At 65.0% G+C, this 18,584-nt stretch carries 30 protein-coding genes; all 30 read left to right on the top strand.

Annotated elements, in window-relative coordinates:
- Window positions 1-53 precede the first annotated feature (53 nt).
- The 30 genes from rpsG (at window position 54) to rpsK (ending at window position 18,496) form a co-directional block, all read left to right on the top strand.
- Complete coding sequence (gene rpsG, locus ACWIGM_RS00330; RefSeq protein ID WP_454023943.1) at window positions 54-524, top strand: 30S ribosomal protein S7; 471 nt, start codon at window positions 54-56, stop codon at window positions 522-524.
- A 36-nt stretch (window positions 525-560) separates the two neighbouring features.
- Window positions 561-2,636, top strand: a complete 2,076-nt coding sequence (gene fusA, locus ACWIGM_RS00325) for an elongation factor G (RefSeq protein ID WP_454023942.1) — start codon at window positions 561-563, stop codon at window positions 2,634-2,636.
- A 49-nt stretch (window positions 2,637-2,685) separates the two neighbouring features.
- Window positions 2,686-3,876: an elongation factor Tu gene (gene tuf / locus ACWIGM_RS00320; protein ID WP_454023941.1), complete on the top strand. Its 1,191-nt coding sequence runs from the start codon at window positions 2,686-2,688 to the stop codon at window positions 3,874-3,876.
- 68 nt (window positions 3,877-3,944) lie between these two features.
- Window positions 3,945-4,253 carry a 30S ribosomal protein S10 gene (gene rpsJ, locus ACWIGM_RS00315; protein WP_043237115.1) on the top strand — a complete coding sequence of 103 codons (309 nt, stop codon included), beginning with the start codon at window positions 3,945-3,947 and terminating at the stop codon, window positions 4,251-4,253.
- Window positions 4,254-4,320: 67 nt separating this feature from the next.
- Window positions 4,321-5,055 carry a 50S ribosomal protein L3 gene (rplC, locus tag ACWIGM_RS00310; RefSeq protein WP_346359045.1) on the top strand — a complete coding sequence of 245 codons (735 nt, stop codon included), beginning with the start codon at window positions 4,321-4,323 and terminating at the stop codon, window positions 5,053-5,055.
- On the top strand, window positions 5,055-5,675 hold the full coding sequence (gene rplD / locus ACWIGM_RS00305) for a 50S ribosomal protein L4 (protein WP_346359046.1): 621 nt from the start codon (window positions 5,055-5,057) through the stop codon (window positions 5,673-5,675). The genes rplC and rplD overlap by 1 nt, the downstream gene beginning before the upstream one ends.
- The gene (locus tag ACWIGM_RS00300; RefSeq protein ID WP_454023940.1) at window positions 5,672-5,980 is read left to right on the top strand and encodes a 50S ribosomal protein L23; all 309 of its coding nucleotides are present in this window, start codon (window positions 5,672-5,674) and stop codon (window positions 5,978-5,980) included. The genes rplD and ACWIGM_RS00300 overlap by 4 nt, the downstream gene beginning before the upstream one ends.
- Window positions 5,981-5,994: 14 nt before the next feature.
- On the top strand, window positions 5,995-6,837 hold the full coding sequence (rplB, locus tag ACWIGM_RS00295; RefSeq protein ID WP_454023939.1) for a 50S ribosomal protein L2: 843 nt from the start codon (window positions 5,995-5,997) through the stop codon (window positions 6,835-6,837).
- A gap of 8 nt (window positions 6,838-6,845) precedes the next feature.
- Complete coding sequence (gene rpsS, locus ACWIGM_RS00290; protein ID WP_091842265.1) at window positions 6,846-7,124, top strand: 30S ribosomal protein S19; 279 nt, start codon at window positions 6,846-6,848, stop codon at window positions 7,122-7,124.
- 3 nt (window positions 7,125-7,127) lie between these two features.
- Window positions 7,128-7,511: a 50S ribosomal protein L22 gene (gene rplV / locus ACWIGM_RS00285; protein WP_091842262.1), complete on the top strand. Its 384-nt coding sequence runs from the start codon at window positions 7,128-7,130 to the stop codon at window positions 7,509-7,511.
- 10 nt (window positions 7,512-7,521) lie between these two features.
- Complete coding sequence (gene rpsC / locus ACWIGM_RS00280) at window positions 7,522-8,238, top strand: 30S ribosomal protein S3 (RefSeq protein ID WP_454023938.1); 717 nt, start codon at window positions 7,522-7,524, stop codon at window positions 8,236-8,238.
- A gap of 18 nt (window positions 8,239-8,256) precedes the next feature.
- Window positions 8,257-8,670: a 50S ribosomal protein L16 gene (gene rplP / locus ACWIGM_RS00275; protein WP_057193262.1), complete on the top strand. Its 414-nt coding sequence runs from the start codon at window positions 8,257-8,259 to the stop codon at window positions 8,668-8,670.
- A gap of 10 nt (window positions 8,671-8,680) precedes the next feature.
- The gene (gene rpmC / locus ACWIGM_RS00270; RefSeq protein WP_454023937.1) at window positions 8,681-8,893 is read left to right on the top strand and encodes a 50S ribosomal protein L29; all 213 of its coding nucleotides are present in this window, start codon (window positions 8,681-8,683) and stop codon (window positions 8,891-8,893) included.
- Between the two features lie 11 nt (window positions 8,894-8,904).
- Window positions 8,905-9,147 (top strand): 30S ribosomal protein S17, encoded by a 243-nt coding sequence (gene rpsQ, locus ACWIGM_RS00265; RefSeq protein WP_091842255.1) that lies wholly within the window; start codon window positions 8,905-8,907, stop codon window positions 9,145-9,147.
- Between the two features lie 113 nt (window positions 9,148-9,260).
- Entirely contained in the window at window positions 9,261-9,629 is a 369-nt protein-coding gene (rplN, locus tag ACWIGM_RS00260; protein WP_057193256.1) for a 50S ribosomal protein L14, read from the top strand.
- Window positions 9,629-9,946 (top strand): 50S ribosomal protein L24, encoded by a 318-nt coding sequence (gene rplX / locus ACWIGM_RS00255; RefSeq protein WP_057193254.1) that lies wholly within the window; start codon window positions 9,629-9,631, stop codon window positions 9,944-9,946. The genes rplN and rplX overlap by 1 nt, the downstream gene beginning before the upstream one ends.
- Window positions 9,939-10,505 carry a 50S ribosomal protein L5 gene (gene rplE, locus ACWIGM_RS00250; RefSeq protein ID WP_454023936.1) on the top strand — a complete coding sequence of 189 codons (567 nt, stop codon included), beginning with the start codon at window positions 9,939-9,941 and terminating at the stop codon, window positions 10,503-10,505. Before rplX ends, rplE begins: the two co-directional genes overlap by 8 nt.
- 36 nt (window positions 10,506-10,541) lie before the next feature.
- Window positions 10,542-10,847 carry a 30S ribosomal protein S14 gene (gene rpsN / locus ACWIGM_RS00245; RefSeq protein ID WP_092159603.1) on the top strand — a complete coding sequence of 102 codons (306 nt, stop codon included), beginning with the start codon at window positions 10,542-10,544 and terminating at the stop codon, window positions 10,845-10,847.
- Between the two features lie 12 nt (window positions 10,848-10,859).
- Entirely contained in the window at window positions 10,860-11,258 is a 399-nt protein-coding gene (rpsH, locus tag ACWIGM_RS00240; protein ID WP_057193248.1) for a 30S ribosomal protein S8, read from the top strand.
- 30 nt (window positions 11,259-11,288) lie between these two features.
- Window positions 11,289-11,822: a 50S ribosomal protein L6 gene (gene rplF / locus ACWIGM_RS00235; RefSeq protein ID WP_454023935.1), complete on the top strand. Its 534-nt coding sequence runs from the start codon at window positions 11,289-11,291 to the stop codon at window positions 11,820-11,822.
- A gap of 11 nt (window positions 11,823-11,833) precedes the next feature.
- Window positions 11,834-12,196, top strand: a complete 363-nt coding sequence (gene rplR, locus ACWIGM_RS00230; RefSeq protein WP_346359052.1) for a 50S ribosomal protein L18 — start codon at window positions 11,834-11,836, stop codon at window positions 12,194-12,196.
- Window positions 12,197-12,330: 134 nt separating this feature from the next.
- Window positions 12,331-12,894, top strand: a complete 564-nt coding sequence (gene rpsE / locus ACWIGM_RS00225; protein ID WP_454023934.1) for a 30S ribosomal protein S5 — start codon at window positions 12,331-12,333, stop codon at window positions 12,892-12,894.
- A gap of 10 nt (window positions 12,895-12,904) precedes the next feature.
- Window positions 12,905-13,099, top strand: coding sequence for a 50S ribosomal protein L30 (gene rpmD, locus ACWIGM_RS00220; RefSeq protein WP_152013683.1), 195 nt, complete (start codon window positions 12,905-12,907; stop codon window positions 13,097-13,099).
- A 12-nt stretch (window positions 13,100-13,111) separates the two neighbouring features.
- The gene (rplO, locus tag ACWIGM_RS00215; protein ID WP_454023933.1) at window positions 13,112-13,591 is read left to right on the top strand and encodes a 50S ribosomal protein L15; all 480 of its coding nucleotides are present in this window, start codon (window positions 13,112-13,114) and stop codon (window positions 13,589-13,591) included.
- Window positions 13,592-13,691: 100 nt separating this feature from the next.
- On the top strand, window positions 13,692-15,029 hold the full coding sequence (secY, locus tag ACWIGM_RS00210) for a preprotein translocase subunit SecY (RefSeq protein ID WP_454023932.1): 1,338 nt from the start codon (window positions 13,692-13,694) through the stop codon (window positions 15,027-15,029).
- Window positions 15,029-15,610, top strand: coding sequence for an adenylate kinase (locus ACWIGM_RS00205; RefSeq protein ID WP_454023931.1), 582 nt, complete (start codon window positions 15,029-15,031; stop codon window positions 15,608-15,610). The genes secY and ACWIGM_RS00205 overlap by 1 nt, the downstream gene beginning before the upstream one ends.
- Before the next feature lie 75 nt (window positions 15,611-15,685).
- Window positions 15,686-15,988, top strand: a complete 303-nt coding sequence (locus ACWIGM_RS00200) for an alkylphosphonate utilization protein (RefSeq protein ID WP_454023930.1) — start codon at window positions 15,686-15,688, stop codon at window positions 15,986-15,988.
- Between the two features lie 204 nt (window positions 15,989-16,192).
- Window positions 16,193-17,389, top strand: coding sequence for an ABC transporter substrate-binding protein (locus ACWIGM_RS00195; RefSeq protein ID WP_454023929.1), 1,197 nt, complete (start codon window positions 16,193-16,195; stop codon window positions 17,387-17,389).
- Window positions 17,390-17,615: 226 nt separating this feature from the next.
- Window positions 17,616-17,984: a 30S ribosomal protein S13 gene (rpsM, locus tag ACWIGM_RS00190; protein ID WP_454023928.1), complete on the top strand. Its 369-nt coding sequence runs from the start codon at window positions 17,616-17,618 to the stop codon at window positions 17,982-17,984.
- Window positions 17,985-18,106: 122 nt separating this feature from the next.
- A complete protein-coding gene (rpsK, locus tag ACWIGM_RS00185; RefSeq protein ID WP_043237079.1) occupies window positions 18,107-18,496 on the top strand; it encodes a 30S ribosomal protein S11 in 390 nt (129 codons plus the stop codon).
- Window positions 18,497-18,584 lie beyond the last annotated feature (88 nt).

Genomic DNA, 18,584 nt, shown 5'->3' with positions numbered 1-18,584 from the left:
GCAAGATGCCCCAGCCGGTTCGCAGCTTTTGAGATTTGACCGGAGACTAGACGATGTCCCGCCGCCACAGTGCCGAAAAGCGCGAGATCATCCCGGACGCCAAGTTCGGCGACGTGATCGTGACCAAGTTCATGAACTCGGTCATGTACGAGGGCAAGAAGTCGACCGCCGAAGGCATCGTCTACGGCGCCTTCGACATCATCGAGGGCAAGCTGAAGAGCGATCCGCTCGCCGTCTTTAAGACCGCGCTCGAGAACGTCGCCCCGGCAATCGAGGTCCGCTCCCGCCGCGTCGGCGGCGCGACCTATCAGGTCCCGGTCGAGGTTCGCACCGAGCGCCGTCAGGCTCTCGCCATCCGCTGGCTGATCGCCGCGGCGCGTGCCCGCAACGACCGCACCATGGTCGAGCGCCTCTCGGCCGAGCTGATGGACGCCGCCAACAACCGTGGCAACGCCGTCAAGAAGCGCGAAGACACGCACCGGATGGCGGAAGCCAACCGCGCCTTCTCGCACTACCGCTGGTAATTCGTCCGTTCGGACCCGGAAAGACAGAGCATCCCCATGCCCCGTTCTCATCCCATCGATCGCTATCGTAACTTCGGCATCATGGCCCACATTGATGCCGGCAAGACGACGACGACCGAGCGCATCCTGTTCTACACCGGCAAGAGCCATAAGATCGGCGAAGTCCATGACGGCGCCGCCACCATGGACTGGATGACGCAGGAGCAGGAGCGTGGCATCACGATCACCTCCGCCGCGACGACCTGCCTGTGGCGCGATCATCGCCTGAACATCATCGACACCCCCGGCCACGTCGACTTCACCATTGAGGTCGAGCGTTCGCTGCGCGTGCTCGACGGTGCCGTCTGCGTGCTCGACGGCAACCAGGGCGTCGAGCCCCAGACCGAGACCGTCTGGCGCCAGGCCGACAAGTACGACGTTCCGCGCGTCGTCTTCGTCAACAAGATGGACAAGATCGGCGCCGATTTCTATCGCTGCGTCCAGGACATCATCGACCGCGTCGCCGGCAAGCCCGTCTGCCTGCAGCTCCCGATCGGTTCCGAGTCGAACTTCGCCGGTGTCATCGACCTCATCAAGATGAAGGCGATCGTCTGGAACGGCGAAGCGCTTGGCGCCTCCTTCGAAGAGAAGGAGATCCCGGCCGATCTCGCCGACAAGGCTGTCGAATACCGTCACAAGCTGCTTGAAGCCGCTGTCGAGATGGACGATGCGGCGATGGAAGCCTATCTCGATGGCACCGAGCCGGATGCCGAGACTCTGCGCCGGCTGGTTCGTACTGCCGTGCAGCGCCGCGCCTTCCACCCGGTGCTCTGCGGCTCGGCCTTCAAGAACAAGGGCGTGCAGCCTCTGCTCGACGCCGTCGTCGACTTCCTGCCGTCGCCGGTCGATCGCGGTGACATCAAGGGCATCGACTTCAAGACCGAAGAAGAGACCGTTCGTCATCCGACGGACGAAGACCCGTTCGCCATGCTCGCCTTCAAGATCATGGACGACCCCTTCGTCGGCACCATCACCTTCTGCCGCGTCTATTCGGGCAAGGTCGAGGCGGGTCAGGGCGTCATCAACTCGACGCGCGACAAGAAAGAGCGCGTCGGCCGCATGCTGCTGATGCACGCGAACAACCGCGAAGACATCAAGGAGGCCTTTGCCGGCGACATCGTCGCCCTGGCCGGCCTCAAGGACGTCCGCACCGGCGACACGCTGTGCGATCCGGCCCAGGCCGTGATCCTTGAGCGCATGGAGTTCCCCGAGCCGGTCATCACGATCGCGATCGAGCCGAAGTCCAAGGCCGACCAGGAGAAGCTGGGTCTCGCCCTGTCGAAGCTCGCGAACGAGGATCCGTCCTTCCGCGTCTCGACCGACCAGGAGAGCGGCCAGACCATCCTGAAGGGCATGGGCGAGCTGCATCTCGACATCAAGGTCGACATCCTGAAGCGCACCTACAAGGTCGACGCCAATATCGGCGCGCCCCAGGTTGCGTATCGCGAGACGCTGACCAAGAAGGCCGAGATCGACTACACCCACAAGAAGCAGACCGGCGGTACCGGCCAGTTCGCCCGCGTCAAGCTGGTGATCGAGCCGAACGAGACCGGCAAGGGCTTCGAGTTCGAGTCGAAGGTTGTCGGCGGCTCGGTGCCGAAGGAGTATATCCCCGGCGTCGAGAAGGGCCTCAACTCGGTCATCGGCTCCGGCGTGCTCGCCGGCTTCCCGGTGGTCGACGTCAAGGTCACGCTGATCGACGGCGCCTTCCACGAAGTCGACTCGTCGGCTCTGGCCTTCGAAATCGCCTCGCGCGCCGCTCTGCGTGAAGGTCTGCAGAAGGGCGGCTCGGTGCTGCTCGAGCCGATCATGAAGGTCGAAGTCGTGACCCCGGAAGACTATACTGGTTCGGTCATCGGCGACCTGAACTCCCGGCGTGGCCAGATCCAGGGCCAGGACATGCGCGGCAACGCCGTCGTGATCAACGCGATGGTGCCGCTGGCGAACATGTTCGGCTACGTGAACCAGCTGCGCTCGTTCAGCCAGGGCCGCGCCAACTACACGATGCAGTTCGACCACTACGAGCAGGTGCCGTCCGCGGTCGCTGCTGAGGTCCAGGCCAAGTACGCCTGATCGAACAACGCATTAGACTGAACACTTAAGAGATCTGACGGAGGCTGAGATGGCCAAAGAGAAGTTTGCTCGGACGAAGCCGCACTGCAACATTGGTACGATTGGTCACGTCGACCATGGCAAGACGTCCTTGACGGCTGCGATCACGAAGGTGCTGGCGGAGTCTGGCGGCGCGTCGTTCACGGCGTATGACCAGATCGACAAGGCGCCTGAGGAGAAGGCGCGCGGCATCACGATCTCGACGGCGCACGTCGAGTACGAGACCCCGGCCCGCCACTACGCGCACGTCGACTGCCCCGGGCACGCCGACTATGTGAAGAACATGATCACGGGCGCGGCGCAGATGGACGGCGCGATCCTGGTGGTGTCGGCTGCCGACGGCCCGATGCCGCAGACCCGCGAGCACATCCTGCTGGCGCGCCAGGTCGGCGTTCCGGCGCTGGTGGTGTTCATGAACAAGGTCGATCTCGTCGACGACGCCGAGCTGCTCGAGCTGGTCGAGATGGAGATCCGCGAGCTTCTGTCGAAGTACGACTTCCCGGGCGACGACATCCCGATCACCAAGGGCTCGGCCAAGGCGGCGCTGGACGGCGTCACCCCGGAGATCGGGCATGATGCGGTGATCGCGCTGATGAAGACGGTCGACGACTACATCCCGCAGCCCGAGCGCCCGATCGACCAGCCCTTCCTGATGCCGGTCGAGGACGTGTTCTCGATCTCGGGTCGTGGCACGGTGGTGACCGGCCGCGTCGAGCGCGGCATCGTCAAGGTCGGCGAGGAAATCGAGATCGTCGGCCTGAAGGACACGGTGAAGACGACCGTCACGGGCGTCGAGATGTTCCGCAAGCTGCTCGACCAGGGCCAGGCCGGCGACAACATCGGCGCGCTGCTGCGCGGCACGAAGCGCGAGGACGTCGAGCGCGGCCAGGTGCTGTGCAAGCCGGGCTCGGTGAAGCCGCACACCAAGTTCAAGGCCGAGGCCTACATCCTGACCAAGGAGGAGGGCGGCCGCCACACCCCGTTCTTCACCAACTACCGCCCGCAGTTCTACTTCCGCACGACGGACGTGACCGGCGTGGTGCACCTGCCCGAGGGCACGGAGATGGTGATGCCGGGCGACAACATCGCCATGGAAGTGCACCTGATCGTGCCGATCGCGATGGAAGAGAAGCTGCGCTTCGCCATCCGCGAAGGCGGACGCACCGTCGGCGCAGGCGTCGTCGCAACCATCATCGAGTAAGCAGGCTGATCTGAGGGCGGGAGCCCTTCGGGGCTTTCGCCTTTTCACGTCACGGAGATAACAGGACCATGAACGGTCAGAATATCCGGATCCGCCTCAAGGCGTTCGACCATCGTATCCTCGATGCGTCGACGCGCGAGATCGTCTCGACGGCAAAGCGCACCGGCGCTCAGGTTCGCGGCCCGATTCCGCTGCCGACCCTGATCGAGAAGTTCACCGTCAACCGCTCGCCGCACATCGACAAGAAGTCGCGCGAGCAGTTCGAGATGCGGACCCACAAGCGGGTTCTCGATATCGTCGACCCGACCCCGCAGACGGTCGACGCCCTCATGAAGCTCGATCTCGCCGCCGGCGTCGACGTCGAAATCAAGCTCTGATCCATCATCGGGTCCTCTGTTTCCGGGTAATCCGGATGGACATGACCCCAAGGGAAGGTATGCACCGATGCGTTCCGGTGTGATTGCACAGAAAGTCGGGATGACCCGCATCTTCACCGATGCCGGCGAGCATATCCCGGTCACCGTGCTGAAGCTCGACAACTGCCAGGTCGTCGCGCATCGCACGATCGAGAAGAACGGCTATGTCGCCGTGCAGCTCGGGTCGGGCTTGGCCAAGGTCAAGAATGTCTCGAAGGCGCAGCGCGGCCACTTCGCCGTCGCCAAGGTCGAGCCGAAGCAGAAGATCGTCGAGTTCCGCGTCAGCGACGACGCGTTGATTCCGGTCGGCGCCGAGCTGACCGCCGACCACTTCGTCGTCGGTCAGTTCGTTGACGTCTCCGGCACGACCACCGGCAAGGGCTTCGCCGGCGGTATGAAGCGCTGGAACTTCGGCGGTCTGCGCGCCACCCACGGTGTCTCGATCTCGCATCGTTCGATCGGTTCGACCGGTGGCCGTCAGGACCCGGGCAAGACCTTCAAGAACAAGAAGATGCCGGGCCATCTCGGTGCCGAGCGCGTCACCACGCAGAACCTGCGCGTCGTCCAGACGGACGCCGAGCGCGGCCTGATCCTGGTCGAGGGCGCCGTCCCCGGCGTCGCCGGCGGCTGGATCCACGTCCGTGACGCGGTCAAGCGCACGCTGCCGAAGGACGCCCCGCTGCCGGGCAAGTTCAAGGTTTCCGGCGAGAGCAAGGCCGAAACTGTCGAGGCTCCTGCGGCCCAGGCTGAGGAGAACGTGTGATGAAACTCGATATCGTCACTCTTGAAGGCGGCAACGCCGGCTCGCTCGAGCTGTCCGATGCGATCTTCGGCCTCGAGCCGCGCGCCGATCTGCTCGCCCGCATGGTGCGCTACCAGCTCGCCAAGCGCCGCGCCGGAACGCACAAGTCGAAGGGCCGTTCGGAAGTCGACCGCACCCGCAAGAAGATCTACAAGCAGAAGGGCACCGGCGGCGCTCGCCACGGCGCGGCTTCCGCTCCGCAGTTCCGCGGCGGCGGCAAGGCCTTCGGCCCGGTGGTGCGTGACCATGCTCACGAGCTGCCGAAGAAGGTGAAGGCCCTGGCCCTGCGCCATGCGCTTTCGTCGAAGGCCAAGGATGCCGGCCTGATCATCATCGACGACGCGAAGCTCGCGGAGCCGAAGACGAAGATCCTGCTCGGTCATTTCGGCAAGCTCGACCTGTCGAGCGCGCTGGTGATCGGCGGTGCCGAGATCGATGTGAACTTCGGCCTGGCGGCGCGTTCGATCCCGAACGTCGACGTCCTGCCGGTCCAGGGCATCAACGTCTATGACATCCTGCGTCGCGACAAGCTCGTGCTGACGCGCTCGGCTGTCGACGCGCTGGAGGCGCGCTTCAAATGAGCCAGTCCAAGAACCTCGATCCGCGGCATTACGACGTCATCGTCGGGCCCGTGATCACCGAGAAGGCGACCATGCTCTCCGAGCACAACAAGGTCGTCTTCAAGGTCGCCAGGACCGCGACCAAGCCGCAGATCAAGGCGGCCGTCGAGAAGCTTTTCGACGTCAAGGTGGTGAGCGTCAACACGCTCGTCACCGAGGGCAAGGTCAAGGTCTTCCGCGGCCGTCTCGGCCAGCGCTCTGACGTCAAGAAGGCGGTCGTGACCCTCGAAGAGGGCCACTCCATCGACGTCACCACGGGCCTCTGAGAAGGATCGTCATCATGGCTTTGAAAAGTTTCAAGCCGATCACGCCGAGCCTTCGCCAGCTCGTGATCGTCGACCGCAGCGAGCTCTACAAGGGCAAGCCGGTCAAGGCGCTGACCGAGGGCAAGTCGTCCTCGGGCGGCCGCAACAACCTCGGCCGCATCACCGTCCGCTTCCGCGGCGGTGGCCACAAGCGCACGCTGCGCCTGATCGATTTCAAGCGTCGCGGCAAGGCCGGCATCCCGGCGACCGTGGAGCGGATCGAGTATGATCCGAACCGCACCGCCTTCATCGCCCTGATCAAGTATCAGGACGGCGAGCTCTCCTACATCCTGGCGCCGCAGCGCCTGGCCGTGGGCGACACCGTCGTCGCCGGCGACAGCGTCGACGTGAAGCCCGGCAACGCCGCCCCGATGGGCTCGCTGCCGATCGGCACGATCGTCCACAATGTCGAGCTCAAGATCGGCAAGGGCGGGGCGCTGGCGCGCTCGGCGGGCAACTACGCCCAGATCGTCGGCCGTGACCAGGGCTACGTCATCGTCCGCCTGAACTCGGGCGAGCAGCGCCTGATCAGCGGCCTGTGCTATGCTACCGTGGGCGCGGTCTCGAACCCCGACCACATGAACATCAACATCGGCAAGGCCGGCCGCAATCGCTGGCTGGGCAAGCGTCCGCACAATCGCGGCGTGTCGATGAACCCGGTCGACCACCCGCACGGCGGCGGCGAAGGCCGCACCTCGGGCGGCCGTCATCCGGTCACGCCCTGGGGTCTGCCGACCAAGGGCAAGAAGACCCGCTCGAACAAGCGGACCGATACGTTCATCGTGTCGAGCCGTCACGCCCGCAAGAAGAAGAACTGAGGTCCGTCATGGCGCGTTCGCTTTGGAAAGGTCCGTTCGTCGACGGATACCTCCTGAAGAAGGCCGAGGTCGCCCGTTCGGCGAGCCGGTCGGAAGTCATCAAGATCTGGAGCCGCCGCTCCACGATCCTCCCGCAGTTCGTCGGTCTGACGTTCGGCGTCTACAACGGCCACAAGCATGTGCCGGTGAACGTCTCCGAGGAGATGGTGGGCCACAAGTTCGGCGAGTTCTCGCCGACGCGCACCTTCCCCGGCCACGCTGCCGACAAGAAGGCGAAGAGGAAGTAAGCCATGGGTAAGCCCTCCGCCCCCCGTGCGCTGCCCGAGAACGAGGCCAAGGCGGTGGCGCGCAACCTGCGCGTCTCCCCGCAGAAGCTGAACCTTCTCGCCCAGCTCATCCGCGGCAAGAAGGTCTCGACCGCGCTCGCCGACCTCGAGTTCTCGCGCAAGCGGATCTCGACCGATGTGCGCAAGTGCCTGCAGAGCGCGATCGCCAACGCCGAGAACAACCATGATCTCGACGTCGACGATCTGGTCGTGTCCCAGGCTTTCGTCGGCAAGGCGCTGGTCATGAAGCGCTTCCATGCCCGCGCCCGCGGCCGTGGCGCCCGCATCATGAAGCCCTTCGCCAACATCACGATCGTGGTGCGCGAAGTTCAGGCTGCGAAGGCCTGAGGAGAGAACGATGGGTCAGAAAATCAATCCGATCGGCCTTCGTCTCGGCATCAACCGGACCTGGGATTCGCGCTGGTTCGCCAACAAGGGCGAGTACGGCAAGCTGCTTCACGAGGACATGGCCATCCGCGCCGCTCTGATGAAGCTGCTGAAGCAGGCCGCTGTCTCGAAGATCATCATCGAGCGCCCGCACAAGAAGTGCCGCGTCACCATCCACTCGGCTCGTCCGGGCGTGGTGATCGGCAAGAAGGGCGCCGACATCGAGAAGCTGCGTAAGTCTGTCTCGAAGCTGACGAACGCCGACGTGACGATCAACATCGTCGAGGTGCGCAAGCCCGAGATCGACGCGACCCTGGTCGCCGACTCGATCGCTCAGCAGCTCGAGCGCCGCGTCGCCTTCCGTCGCGCCATGAAGCGCGCCGTGCAGTCGGCGATGCGTCTCGGCGCCGAGGGCATCCGCATCAACTGCTCGGGCCGTCTGGGCGGCGCGGAAATCGCGCGCCTCGAATGGTACCGTGAGGGCCGCGTGCCGCTGCATACGCTGCGCGCCGACGTCGATTACGGCGTCGCCACTGCCTTCACGACCTACGGCACGTGCGGGATCAAGGTCTGGATCTTCAAGGGCGAGATCCTCGAACACGACCCGATGGCCCAGGACAAGCGCCTCTCGGACGAGGGCGGCCGCTCGGGTGGTGAGCGTCGCGAACGTCGCGAGCAGGCTGCGTAAGGCTGATCGAGAAGAGCCATGCTGCAACCAAAGCGCACTAAGTTCCGTAAGCAGTTCAAGGGACGCATTTCCGGCGTCGCCAAGGGCGGTACGGACCTCAACTTCGGCCAGTTCGGCCTGAAGGCCCAGGAGCCGGAGCGCGTCACGGCCCGCCAGATCGAGGCGGCCCGTCGTGCCATCACCCGCGCCATGAAGCGCGCGGGTCGAGTCTGGATCCGGATCTTCCCGGACGTGCCGGTCTCGAAGAAGCCGACCGAAGTCCGCATGGGTAAGGGCAAGGGTTCGCCCGAGTTCTGGGCGGCCAAGGTCAAGCCGGGCCGGATCATGTTCGAGCTCGACGGCGTTCCGGAGGATATCGCCCGCGAGGCGCTCCGTCTCGGCGCCGCCAAGCTGCCGATCAAGACCCGCTTCATCCAGCGCATCGCCGAGTAAGGAGGGCGACATGAAAGCTACGCAACGCCTGTCCGATCTCAAGGTGATGAGCTCGGACCAGCTCCAGGACGAGCTTCTGAAGCTCAAGAAGGAGCAGTTCAACCTGCGTTTCCAGCGCGCCACCGGTCAGCTCGAGAATACCGCTCGGGTCACCGAGGTGCGCAAGGACATCGCCCGCATCAAGACGCTGCAGCGGTCCAAGACCGCTTCGGCGAGCGCCTGAGGAGATCGATTATGCCGAAGCGCGTGCTGCAGGGCGTCGTCGTCAGCGACAAGCAAAACAAAACTGTTGTGGTCAAGGTCGAGCGGCGTTATACGCACCCGCTCCTCAAGAAGACGGTGCGCCGTTCGAAGAACTATCACGCCCATGACGAGGCGGGGTCGTTCAAGGTCGGTGACTCGGTTTGGATCGAGGAGTCGAAGCCCATTTCCAAGCTGAAAAGCTGGGTTGTGCTCGATAACGCCCCCAAGGCGTAAGTCAAAATCTTTGAGGCCAGGGGGCGATCGACCCCCGTCAGTCGTAGTCCGGGCTCAGGCATAACGCCTTTGTCCGGAAACCGCGCTGATACACAGATGGAAGGATCAAGGCCATGATCCAGGTGCAGACCAATCTCGAGGTCGCCGATAATTCCGGCGCCCGCCGCGTGATGTGCATCAAGGTTCTCGGCGGCTCGAAGCGGCGCTATGCCCGCATCGGCGACATTATCGTGGTTTCCATCAAGGAAGCCATTCCGCGCGGCCGCGTGAAGAAGGGCGACGTCATGAAGGCGATCGTCGTGCGCACCGCCAAGGACATCAAGCGCCCCGACGGTTCGGTGATCCGCTTCGACCGCAATGCGGCCGTGCTGATCAACAACCAGAAGGAGCCGGTGGGCACCCGTATCTTCGGACCGGTTCCGCGCGAGCTGCGCGCCAAGAACCACATGAAGATCATTTCGCTCGCTCCCGAGGTGCTGTGATGGCTGCGAAGATCAAGAAGGGCGACAAGGTCGTCGTGCTCGCCGGCCGCGACAAGGGCAAGAACGGCGAAGTGCTCCAGGTCCTGCCGAAGGACGCTCGCGCCGTCGTGCGCGGCGTGAACCTGGTGAAGAAGCACACCAAGGCTACCGCCCAGTCCGAGGGTGGCATCATCAGCAAGGAAGCCACGATCGACCTGTCGAACCTGGCCGTCGCCGATCCGAAGGACGGCAAGCCGACCCGCGTCGGCTTCAAGGTGCTCGATGACGGCCGCAAGGTCCGTTTCGCCAAGCGTTCGGGAGATCTGATCGATGGCTGATACCCAGCAGGCGGCTCTCTCGCCGCGTTTGAAGAAGCACTACGAGGACGTCGTCCGTCCCGCGATGATCGCCGAGTTCGGCTACAAGAACGTCATGGAAGTGCCGACCCTCGAGAAGGTCGTCATCAACATGGGCGTTGGTGAAGCGACTGCCGACCGCAAGAAGGTCGACAACGCCGCCGGCGACCTTGCCATGATCGCCGGCCAGAAGCCGGTCATCACCAAGTCCCGCCTCGCCATCGCCGGCTTCAAGCTGCGCGAGAACATGGCGGTGGGCTGCAAGGTCACGCTGCGCAAGACCAAGATGTTCGAGTTCGTCGACCGGCTCGTCACCATTGCTCTTCCGCGGGTGCGCGACTTCCGTGGCCTCAACCCGAAGTCGTTCGACGGGCGCGGCAATTTCGCGCTCGGGATCAAGGAGCACATCGTGTTCCCCGAGATCAACTACGACAAGGTCGACCAGGTCTGGGGTATGGACGTGATCGTCTGCACGACTGCGAAGTCGGATGACGAGGCTCGCGCCCTGCTCAAGCACTTCAACTTCCCGTTCCGGCAGTGAGCCTTCGGGCTCATACGCGGAAACCAGGAGATATCGATGGCTAAGAAGAGCTCCGTCGAGAAGAACAACCACCGCAAGGCGCTCGTGAAGAAATTCGCGGGCCGCCGGGCGCGTCTTCTCGCGATCGCCAATGACGAGAACCAGTCGATGGACGAGCGTTTCCTCGCTCGCCTGAAGCTGGCCGAACTGCCGCGCAATTCCGCCGGCATCCGCGTGCGCAACCGTTGCGAAGTCACCGGCCGCCCGCGCGCGTTCTATCGCAAGCTGAAGATGTCGCGCGTTGCTCTGCGCGAGCTCGGCAACAAGGGGCTGGTTCCCGGCCTCGTCAAGTCGAGCTGGTGAGGAGGTAGCACCATGGCGATCATTGATCCGCTTGGCGATATGCTGACCCGCATCCGCAATGCGCAGATGCGGCGCAAGTCGCGCGTTTCCACCCCGGGCTCGAAGCTGCGCGCCCGCGTGCTCGACGTGCTGCAGTCGGAAGGCTACATCCGCGGCTATTCGACCACCGAGTTCGGCAACGGCCGTACCGAGTTCGACATCGAGCTGAAGTACCACGAGGGACAGCCGGTCATCCGGTCGATCTCGCGCGTGTCGAAGCCCGGCCGTCGCGTCTACTCCTCGGTCGAGACCATGCCGCGCGTGGCCGACGGTCTCGGCGTCACCATCGTCTCCACGCCCCGTGGCGTGATGTCCGATCATCTTGCCCGCGAGCAGAACGTGGGCGGCGAAGTGCTCTGCAAGGTCTTCTGACCTTTCAGGCCGCTGCTCAGGAGAGATCCAATGTCTCGTATCGGTAAGAAGCCCGTTTCGGTCCCCGCTGGCGTCACCGCCAACGTCTCGGGCCAGCTGGTCAAGGTCAAGGGCGCGAAGGGCGAGCTGTCCTTCGAGGTTCCCGAGGAGGTCTCGGTCGCTCTGGAGAACGGCGCCATCGCCGTCCAGCCGCGTTCGCAGACCAAGCGCGCCCGCGCGCTCTGGGGCACCTCGCGCGCCCGCATCAACAACCTGGTCGTCGGCACGACGGCCGGATTCGAGAAGAAGCTCGAGATCAACGGCGTCGGCTACAAGGCCGCGGTCGCCGGCAAGGTCCTGAAGCTCTCGCTCGGCTACAGCCACGACATCGACTACGAAATCCCGGCCGGGGTGACGATCACGACGCCGAAGCCGACGGAAATCGTCGTCGTCGGCATCGACAAGCAGGTCGTCGGCCAGACCGCCGCCGAGATCCGCGACTATCGCGGTCCCGAGCCCTACAAGGGCAAGGGCGTCAAGTACGCCGGCGAATTCATCTTCCGCAAGGAAGGCAAGAAGAAGTAAGGACGCGAGCCATGAGCAAGCAGACAGTTGCGACTGCGCGCCGCAAGGCCCGCGTCCGCCGCGCGATCAAGGCAGTGGCCAATGGCCGCGCCCGCCTGTCGGTGCACCGCACCGGCAAGCAGATCTACGCGCAGGTCATCGACGACACGAAGGGGCTGACGCTCGCTTCGGCCTCGTCGATGGACAAGGATATCCGCGCCGACATCAAGTCGGGCGCGAATGTCGAGGCCGCGGCGCAGATCGGCAAGATCCTTGCCGAGCGCGCCATCAAGGCCGGCGTCAAGGAGGTCGTGTTCGACCGTGGCGCCTACATGTACCATGGCCGCGTCAAGGCGCTGGCCGAGGCCGCTCGCGAAGGCGGGCTGAGCTTCTGATTGGTTGACTACCGCGGGATGCGGGAGGCCTCACGGGCTTCCCGCATATCGCATTTGGAAAGCCGCTCCATTCCGGAGCGCTCGAGCGAGCGGCGGGCCACGATCGGCACTGTCCGCGCAAGTAAGAGGAAGACATGGCGAGAGAACCTCGTGACCGTCAGGTTCGCGAAGAGCGCGATTCTGAATTCGTGGACCGCCTGGTCCACATCAACCGCGTCGCCAAGGTGGTGAAGGGCGGCCGTCGCTTCGGCTTCGCTGCCCTCGTCGTCGTCGGCGACCAGAAGGGCCGCGTCGGCTTCGGCCACGGCAAGGCCCGTGAAGTGCCCGAGGCGATCCGCAAGGCGACAGAAGCCGCCAAGCGTGGCCTCGTCCGCGTCCCGCTGCGCGATGGCCGCACGCTGCATCATGACGTCCACGGCCGTCACGGCGCCGGCAAGGTCATCCTGCGCGCTGCGCCTGCCGGTACCGGCATCATCGCTGGCGGCCCGATGCGCGCCGTCTTCGAGGCGGTCGGCATGCAGGACGTGGTTTCGAAGTCGCTCGGCTCTTCGAACCCGTACAACCTCGTGCGCGCCACCTTCGATGCGCTGAAGAACGAGGATTCGCCGCGCAGCGTCGCCGCGCGTCGCTCGCTCAAGGTTTCGGCCCTGCAGACCCGCCGCCGCGATGCTGGCGCGGATGCCGGCGCGGACGCGTGAGGAGGGCTCGATGGCAAAGGCTGACAAGACCTTCACCGTCGAGCAGATCGGTTCGCCGATCCGCCGCGACGCCTCGCAGCGCCAGACCCTGATCGGTCTCGGCCTGAACAAGATCCGCCGCCAATCGACCCTGCAGGACACGCCGGCTGCGCGTGGCATGGTCGAGAAGGTCAAGCACCTCGTCCGCGTCGTCGACGCGAAGTGAGGAGGGGCGAACATGAAACTCACAGACATTCGTGACAACGAAGGCGCGACCAAGTCGCGCATCCGCGTCGGCCGCGGCATCGGCTCCGGCAAGGGCAAGACCGGCGGACGTGGCGTCAAGGGCCAGAAGGCTCGCGCCGGCGTCGCGGTCAAGGGCTTCGAAGGCGGCCAGATGCCGCTCTATCGGCGCCTGCCGAAGCGCGGCTTCCACAACCTGTTTGCCAAGGATCTGAACGAGGTCAACCTCGGTCGCATCCAGCAGGCAGTCGAAGCCGGCAAGCTCGATGCCAAGGGTGCCGTGACGATCGAGGCGCTGGTCGCCGCCGGCGTCATCACCCGGCAGGCCAAGGACGGCGTCAAGATCCTCGGCGTCGGCGAGCTCAAGGCGAAGCTCGCCTTCGAGGTGGCCGGCGCGTCGAAGTCGGCCGTCGAGGCGATCGAGAAGGCGGGCGGCACGGTCAAGATCCTGGCGGCTGCCGCTTCACAGGCGTGACTTCCACGCTTACATGACTAACGCGAGCGGCGGCCGGGCCCGAAGCCTTGGCCGCCGTTCGACTGTCTAGACCAGAATTCTACACCCAAGGACCGGACGCATGGCATCGGCGGCTGAACAGCTTGCGGCAAACCTGAACTTCGGCGCGCTGGCCAAGGCCGACGAGCTGAAGAAGCGGATCTGGTTCACGCTGGGGGCGCTGATCGTCTACCGGCTCGGCACCTATATCCCGCTGCCGGGCATGAACCCCGACGCGGTCGCCGATCTGTTCAAGCAGACCCAGTCGGGCGTGCTCGGCCTGTTCAACATGTTCTCCGGCGGCGCGGTCGGCCGGCTCGCGATCTTCGCGCTGGCGATCATGCCGTACATCTCGGCCTCGATCATCATCCAGCTGTTGTCCAGCGTCGTCCCGACTTTCGAGGCGCTGAAGAAGGAAGGCGAGGCGGGCCGCAAGATCCTCAACCAGTACACGCGCTACCTGACGCTGGTATTGGCGGTGTTCCAGGCCTGGGGTATCGGCGTCGGCCTGCAGGGCTCGGGCAATCTCGTGCTGGAGCCGGGGCCGTTCTTCCTGATCTCGACCACGATCACCCTGGTCGGCGGCACCATGTTCCTGCTCTGGCTCGGCGAGCAGATCACCAGCCGCGGCATCGGCAACGGCACCTCGATGATCATCTTCGCGGGCATCATCGCCGAGTTCCCGTCGCAGCTGGCACAGACGCTCGAGCTCGGCCGCCAGGGTGCGATCTCGACCGGCCTGCTGCTGCTGGTGCTGGTCATGGCGGTCTGCGTCATCGCCTTCGTGGTCTTCGTCGAGCGCGCGCAGCGGCGCCTCCTGATCAACTATCCCAAGCGCCAGGTCGGCAACCGCATGTATGAGGGCCAGACCTCGTTCCTGCCGCTGAAGCTCAACACCGCCGGCGTGATCCCGCCGATCTTCGCCTCGTCGCTGCTGCTGCTGCCGACCACGATCGCCAGCTTCTCGCAGGCGTCGGGCGGTACCGGCATCCTGTCGACGCTGGCGACCTATCTGGCCCATGGCCGGCCGCTGTTCATGATCCTCTATGCGGCGCTGATCATCTTCTTCTGCTTCTTCTACACCGCGATCGTGTTCAATCCGGTCGAGACGGCGGACAACCTCAAGAAGCATGGCGGCTTCATGCCGGGCATCCGCCCGGGCGAGCGCACCGCCGAGCATATCGACCGGGTGCTGACCCGCATCACCGTGCTCGGCGCCGCCTATTTGACTATCGTCTGCTTGATCCCCGAGTTCATGATCACCTATGCCCAGATTCCGATCATCCTGCTCGGCGGCACCTCGCTGCTGATCGTGGTGACGACGACGATGGACACTGTCGCTCAGGTCCATGGTCATCTCCTGGCCCACCAGTATGAGGGCCTGGTCAAGAAGGCGAAGTTGAGGGGGGCAAGGCGCTGATGAGGCTGATTTTCCTGGGGCCGCCAGGGGCGGGGAAGGGCACTCAGGCGACGCGGATCGTCGCAAAGCACGGCATTCCGCAGCTCTCGACCGGCGATATGCTGCGCGCTGCGGTGGCCGCCGGCACCCCGGTCGGGCTCAAGGCGAAGGCGGTGATGGATGCCGGCGGACTGGTCTCGGACGAGATCGTCATCGGCATCGTCGCCGACCGCATCGAAGAAGCCGATGCGAAGAAGGGCTTCATTCTCGACGGTTTCCCGCGCACCCTGGCGCAGGCCGAGGCGCTCGACGCCATGCTGGCCGGCAAGGGACTGAAGCTCGACAAGGTGCTGGAGCTCAGGGTCGACCAGAGCAAGCTCGTCGACCGGATCGTGCGCCGCGCTGAAGAAGCCAAGGCCGCTGGCCAGCCGGTGCGCAAGGATGACGACCCGGAGGTCTTCAAGACCCGGCTCGAGGCCTATAACCGCGATACGGCGATCGTTGCGCCCTATTACGAGAAGCGCGGCCAGCTGACGCCGATCGATGGCATGCAGCCGATCGATCATGTCTCGACGGCGATCGAGCAGGCGCTGACGGGCTGAGAGCCCGTTGCAGCTTTGGATTTTGATGCCGCGCGGTTTTCGCCGCGCGGCTTTTTTCTTGCGATGGGGCGGGGCATGACCAGCGGCGACGACGACTATGTCTACGACGAGGCGACCGGCGAATGGCGCCCGGCCTCTGAGCTGGCGACGGCTGCGGCTCAGAAGTCCGAGGTGCGCGATGCTTCCGGCAACATCCTGGCGGATGGCGACGCGGTGACGCTGATCAAGGATCTCAAGGTCAAGGGCGCCAACCAGACCCTGAAGCAGGGCACGGTGATCCGCTCGATCCGGCTGACGGACAATCCCGAGGAGATCGACTGCCGGCACGAGAGCATCAGGGGCCTCGTTCTGCGCACCGAGTTCGTGCGCAAGCGCTGAGACGAAGCGGCTGTCGATCGTTGCGGTGCGCTTTTGCGCCAGCGCAGGCGCGATTTCGTGCTCCGCTCCTGCAATTGACACATCCTCTCCCTGAAACTGAACTTCCGGCAGGCCCAAGACGGCCAGGACATGGCGGCGGTAGCCGATGGCCGGTGGCATGCGCCATCGCCGGTCAGCCGACCAGCCGGAAACCGGGAGGACAGCATGAAACGGGTTGCGTGCCTTGTGGCGGCCGCGTTGCTGGCGACCGCATCGACCGTGCGGGCGCAGGACGCGGTCAAGATCGGCATCCTCAACGACCAGTCGGGCAACTATGCCGAATTCGGCGGGCTCGGCTCGGTCGAGGCGGCCAAGCTCGCGATCGAGGATTTCGGCGGCTCGGTGCTGGGCAAGCCGATCGAGATCGTCGCCGCCGACCATCAGAACAAGCCTGACGTCGCCGCCGGCCTGGCGCGGCGCTGGTACGATGTCGACGGCGTCACTGCCATCGCTGACCTGACCAATTCGGCGGTGGCGCTTGCGGTCGCGGGCATCGCCAAGGAGAAGCAGAAGGTCGCGCTCTACAATGGCCCGGCGACGACGCGGCTGTTCAACGAGGACTGTTCGCCGACCGGCTTCATGTGGACCTTCGACACGGCCACCTCGGCCAAGGGCACGGCGCTGTCGATCCTGCGCGAGGGCGGCGACAGCTGGTACATCATCGCCGCCGACTACGCCTTCGGTCATCAGCTCACCGCCGATATCGAATCGATCGTCGCGGCCAACAAGGGCAAGACGCTGGGCGCGGTGCGCGCACCGCTCTCGACGCCGGACTTCTCCTCCTTCCTGCTGCAGGCGCAGGCCTCCAAGGCCAAGATCGTCGCCTTCGCCAATGCCGGCACCGACACGATCAACTCGATCAAGCAGGCCGGCGAGTTCGGCCTCGTCGACAGCGGTCAGAAGCTCGCCGCCATGGTCGTGGTGCTGAGCGACGTGCACGGGCTCGGCCTCGACAAGGCCAAGGGCCTGATCACCACCGCCGCCTATTATCACGACGCCGACAAGCCGAGCCGCGCCTTCGCTGATCGCTATATGGCGCGAACCAGGAGGATGCCGGGCATGATCCAGGCCAGCGTCTATTCCTCGGTGCTGCACTATCTCAAGGCGGTGAAGGCGGCCGGCACGGCAGCGGGGCCTGCAGTCGCGGCCAAGATGAAGGAGCTGCCGGTCGATGACTTCTATGCGCCTGGCGCGAAGATCCGCGAGGACGGCCGGCTGCTGAACGACATGCTGCTGGTCGAGGCCAAGGCTCCGTCCGAATCCAAGGCGGCCTGGGACTACTTCAAGGTGGTCCGCAGGATCCCGGCGGCCGAGATCATCGCGCCGCTCTCGGAGAGCAAGTGCCCGCTGGTCAAGAAGTGACGCAAGCTGGTTGGGCGTCTCCCGGCTTGACAGGCGGCGCCCGACCGACTAACAGCCGGCCATCCGGTTTCAGATGAGCGATGCCGATGCCTTCGCAAGAAGGGTCGACGTCGCTTTCTCGCATGGATCGGGTTCAACGCTCCGCAAGGGCCGGCCTCCACCGGACGCGGAGTTCTTGTCATTGTCGCAGCGCCTGGCGTTGCGACCGCATGGAGAGGTGAAGAACATGGCTCGTATCGCGGGCGTCAACATTCCGACCGGCAAGCGCGTCGTCATCGGTCTGCAGTACATTCACGGCATCGGCGCCCACAAGGCCCAGGAGATCTGCGAGAAGGTCGGCATCGCCGCCGAGCGCCGGGTCAATCAGCTGACCGACGCCGAGGTCCTGCAGATCCGCGAGACGATCGACCGCGACTATCTCGTCGAGGGCGATCTGCGCCGCGAAGTCTCGATGAACATCAAGCGCCTGATGGACCTCGGCTGCTATCGTGGCCTGCGTCATCGCCGCTCGCTGCCGGTGCGCGGTCAGCGTACCCACACCAACGCCCGCACCCGCAAGGGCAAGTCGAAGCCGATCGCCGGCAAGAAGAAGTGAGTTTCGGCGGGCCGGACAACCGGCCCGCTGCATTGTTTTGCGTCGCCTGACCCGCTCGCGGGCAGGCGATATCCCCAGCGCCTGGCATCACGGGCGCGCCTGAAGGATGGAAGAAAGAGACTATGGCCAAGGAAGCCCAACGCGTCCGTCGTCGCGAACGCAAGAACATCGTTTCCGGCGTCGCGCATGTGAACGCCTCGTTCAACAACACCATGATCACCATCACCGACGCGCAGGGCAACACGATCTCGTGGTCGTCCGCCGGCACGATGGGTTTCAAGGGCTCGCGCAAGTCGACCCCCTATGCCGCTCAGGTCGCGGCTGAGGACGCCGCCCGCAAGGCTGCTGAGCACGGCATGCGCACCCTTGAGGTCGAGGTCACCGGTCCGGGTTCGGGCCGCGAGTCGGCGCTGCGCGCGCTGCAGGCCGCCGGCTTCACCGTCACCTCGATCCGCGACGTGACGCCGATCCCGCACAATGGCTGCCGGCCGCGCAAGCGTCGCCGCGTCTGAGCCTCAGCCGGATCGAAGCGGCGTCCGCAGGGGCGGACGCCGGTACGGGGCGGCCCGCCGCCGCCATTATTGAATCACCAGGAGTGCG

The sequence above is a fragment of the Allobosea sp. NPDC055332 genome (assembly GCF_053645455.1).
Note: the sequence above shows the minus strand (reverse complement) of the source record. Positions and strands in the feature narration are given on the sequence as shown.

Excerpts from the sequence above, each read along its gene's own strand:
- rpsG (WP_454023943.1), top strand. The coding sequence starts at position 54 with ATGTCCCGCCGCCACAGTGCCGAAAAGCGCGAGATCATCCCGGACGCC.
- fusA (WP_454023942.1), top strand. The coding sequence starts at position 561 with ATGCCCCGTTCTCATCCCATCGATCGCTATCGTAACTTCGGCATCATG.
- tuf (WP_454023941.1), top strand. The coding sequence starts at position 2,686 with ATGGCCAAAGAGAAGTTTGCTCGGACGAAGCCGCACTGCAACATTGGT.
- rpsJ (WP_043237115.1), top strand. The coding sequence starts at position 3,945 with ATGAACGGTCAGAATATCCGGATCCGCCTCAAGGCGTTCGACCATCGT.
- rplC (WP_346359045.1), top strand. The coding sequence starts at position 4,321 with ATGCGTTCCGGTGTGATTGCACAGAAAGTCGGGATGACCCGCATCTTC.
- rplD (WP_346359046.1), top strand. The coding sequence starts at position 5,055 with ATGAAACTCGATATCGTCACTCTTGAAGGCGGCAACGCCGGCTCGCTC.
- ACWIGM_RS00300 (WP_454023940.1), top strand. The coding sequence starts at position 5,672 with ATGAGCCAGTCCAAGAACCTCGATCCGCGGCATTACGACGTCATCGTC.
- rplB (WP_454023939.1), top strand. The coding sequence starts at position 5,995 with ATGGCTTTGAAAAGTTTCAAGCCGATCACGCCGAGCCTTCGCCAGCTC.
- rpsS (WP_091842265.1), top strand. The coding sequence starts at position 6,846 with ATGGCGCGTTCGCTTTGGAAAGGTCCGTTCGTCGACGGATACCTCCTG.
- rplV (WP_091842262.1), top strand. The coding sequence starts at position 7,128 with ATGGGTAAGCCCTCCGCCCCCCGTGCGCTGCCCGAGAACGAGGCCAAG.
- rpsC (WP_454023938.1), top strand. The coding sequence starts at position 7,522 with ATGGGTCAGAAAATCAATCCGATCGGCCTTCGTCTCGGCATCAACCGG.
- rplP (WP_057193262.1), top strand. The coding sequence starts at position 8,257 with ATGCTGCAACCAAAGCGCACTAAGTTCCGTAAGCAGTTCAAGGGACGC.
- rpmC (WP_454023937.1), top strand. The coding sequence starts at position 8,681 with ATGAAAGCTACGCAACGCCTGTCCGATCTCAAGGTGATGAGCTCGGAC.
- rpsQ (WP_091842255.1), top strand. The coding sequence starts at position 8,905 with ATGCCGAAGCGCGTGCTGCAGGGCGTCGTCGTCAGCGACAAGCAAAAC.
- rplN (WP_057193256.1), top strand. The coding sequence starts at position 9,261 with ATGATCCAGGTGCAGACCAATCTCGAGGTCGCCGATAATTCCGGCGCC.
- rplX (WP_057193254.1), top strand. The coding sequence starts at position 9,629 with ATGGCTGCGAAGATCAAGAAGGGCGACAAGGTCGTCGTGCTCGCCGGC.
- rplE (WP_454023936.1), top strand. The coding sequence starts at position 9,939 with ATGGCTGATACCCAGCAGGCGGCTCTCTCGCCGCGTTTGAAGAAGCAC.
- rpsN (WP_092159603.1), top strand. The coding sequence starts at position 10,542 with ATGGCTAAGAAGAGCTCCGTCGAGAAGAACAACCACCGCAAGGCGCTC.
- rpsH (WP_057193248.1), top strand. The coding sequence starts at position 10,860 with ATGGCGATCATTGATCCGCTTGGCGATATGCTGACCCGCATCCGCAAT.
- rplF (WP_454023935.1), top strand. The coding sequence starts at position 11,289 with ATGTCTCGTATCGGTAAGAAGCCCGTTTCGGTCCCCGCTGGCGTCACC.
- rplR (WP_346359052.1), top strand. The coding sequence starts at position 11,834 with ATGAGCAAGCAGACAGTTGCGACTGCGCGCCGCAAGGCCCGCGTCCGC.
- rpsE (WP_454023934.1), top strand. The coding sequence starts at position 12,331 with ATGGCGAGAGAACCTCGTGACCGTCAGGTTCGCGAAGAGCGCGATTCT.
- rpmD (WP_152013683.1), top strand. The coding sequence starts at position 12,905 with ATGGCAAAGGCTGACAAGACCTTCACCGTCGAGCAGATCGGTTCGCCG.
- rplO (WP_454023933.1), top strand. The coding sequence starts at position 13,112 with ATGAAACTCACAGACATTCGTGACAACGAAGGCGCGACCAAGTCGCGC.
- secY (WP_454023932.1), top strand. The coding sequence starts at position 13,692 with ATGGCATCGGCGGCTGAACAGCTTGCGGCAAACCTGAACTTCGGCGCG.
- ACWIGM_RS00205 (WP_454023931.1), top strand. The coding sequence starts at position 15,029 with ATGAGGCTGATTTTCCTGGGGCCGCCAGGGGCGGGGAAGGGCACTCAG.
- ACWIGM_RS00200 (WP_454023930.1), top strand. The coding sequence starts at position 15,686 with ATGACCAGCGGCGACGACGACTATGTCTACGACGAGGCGACCGGCGAA.
- ACWIGM_RS00195 (WP_454023929.1), top strand. The coding sequence starts at position 16,193 with ATGAAACGGGTTGCGTGCCTTGTGGCGGCCGCGTTGCTGGCGACCGCA.
- rpsM (WP_454023928.1), top strand. The coding sequence starts at position 17,616 with ATGGCTCGTATCGCGGGCGTCAACATTCCGACCGGCAAGCGCGTCGTC.
- rpsK (WP_043237079.1), top strand. The coding sequence starts at position 18,107 with ATGGCCAAGGAAGCCCAACGCGTCCGTCGTCGCGAACGCAAGAACATC.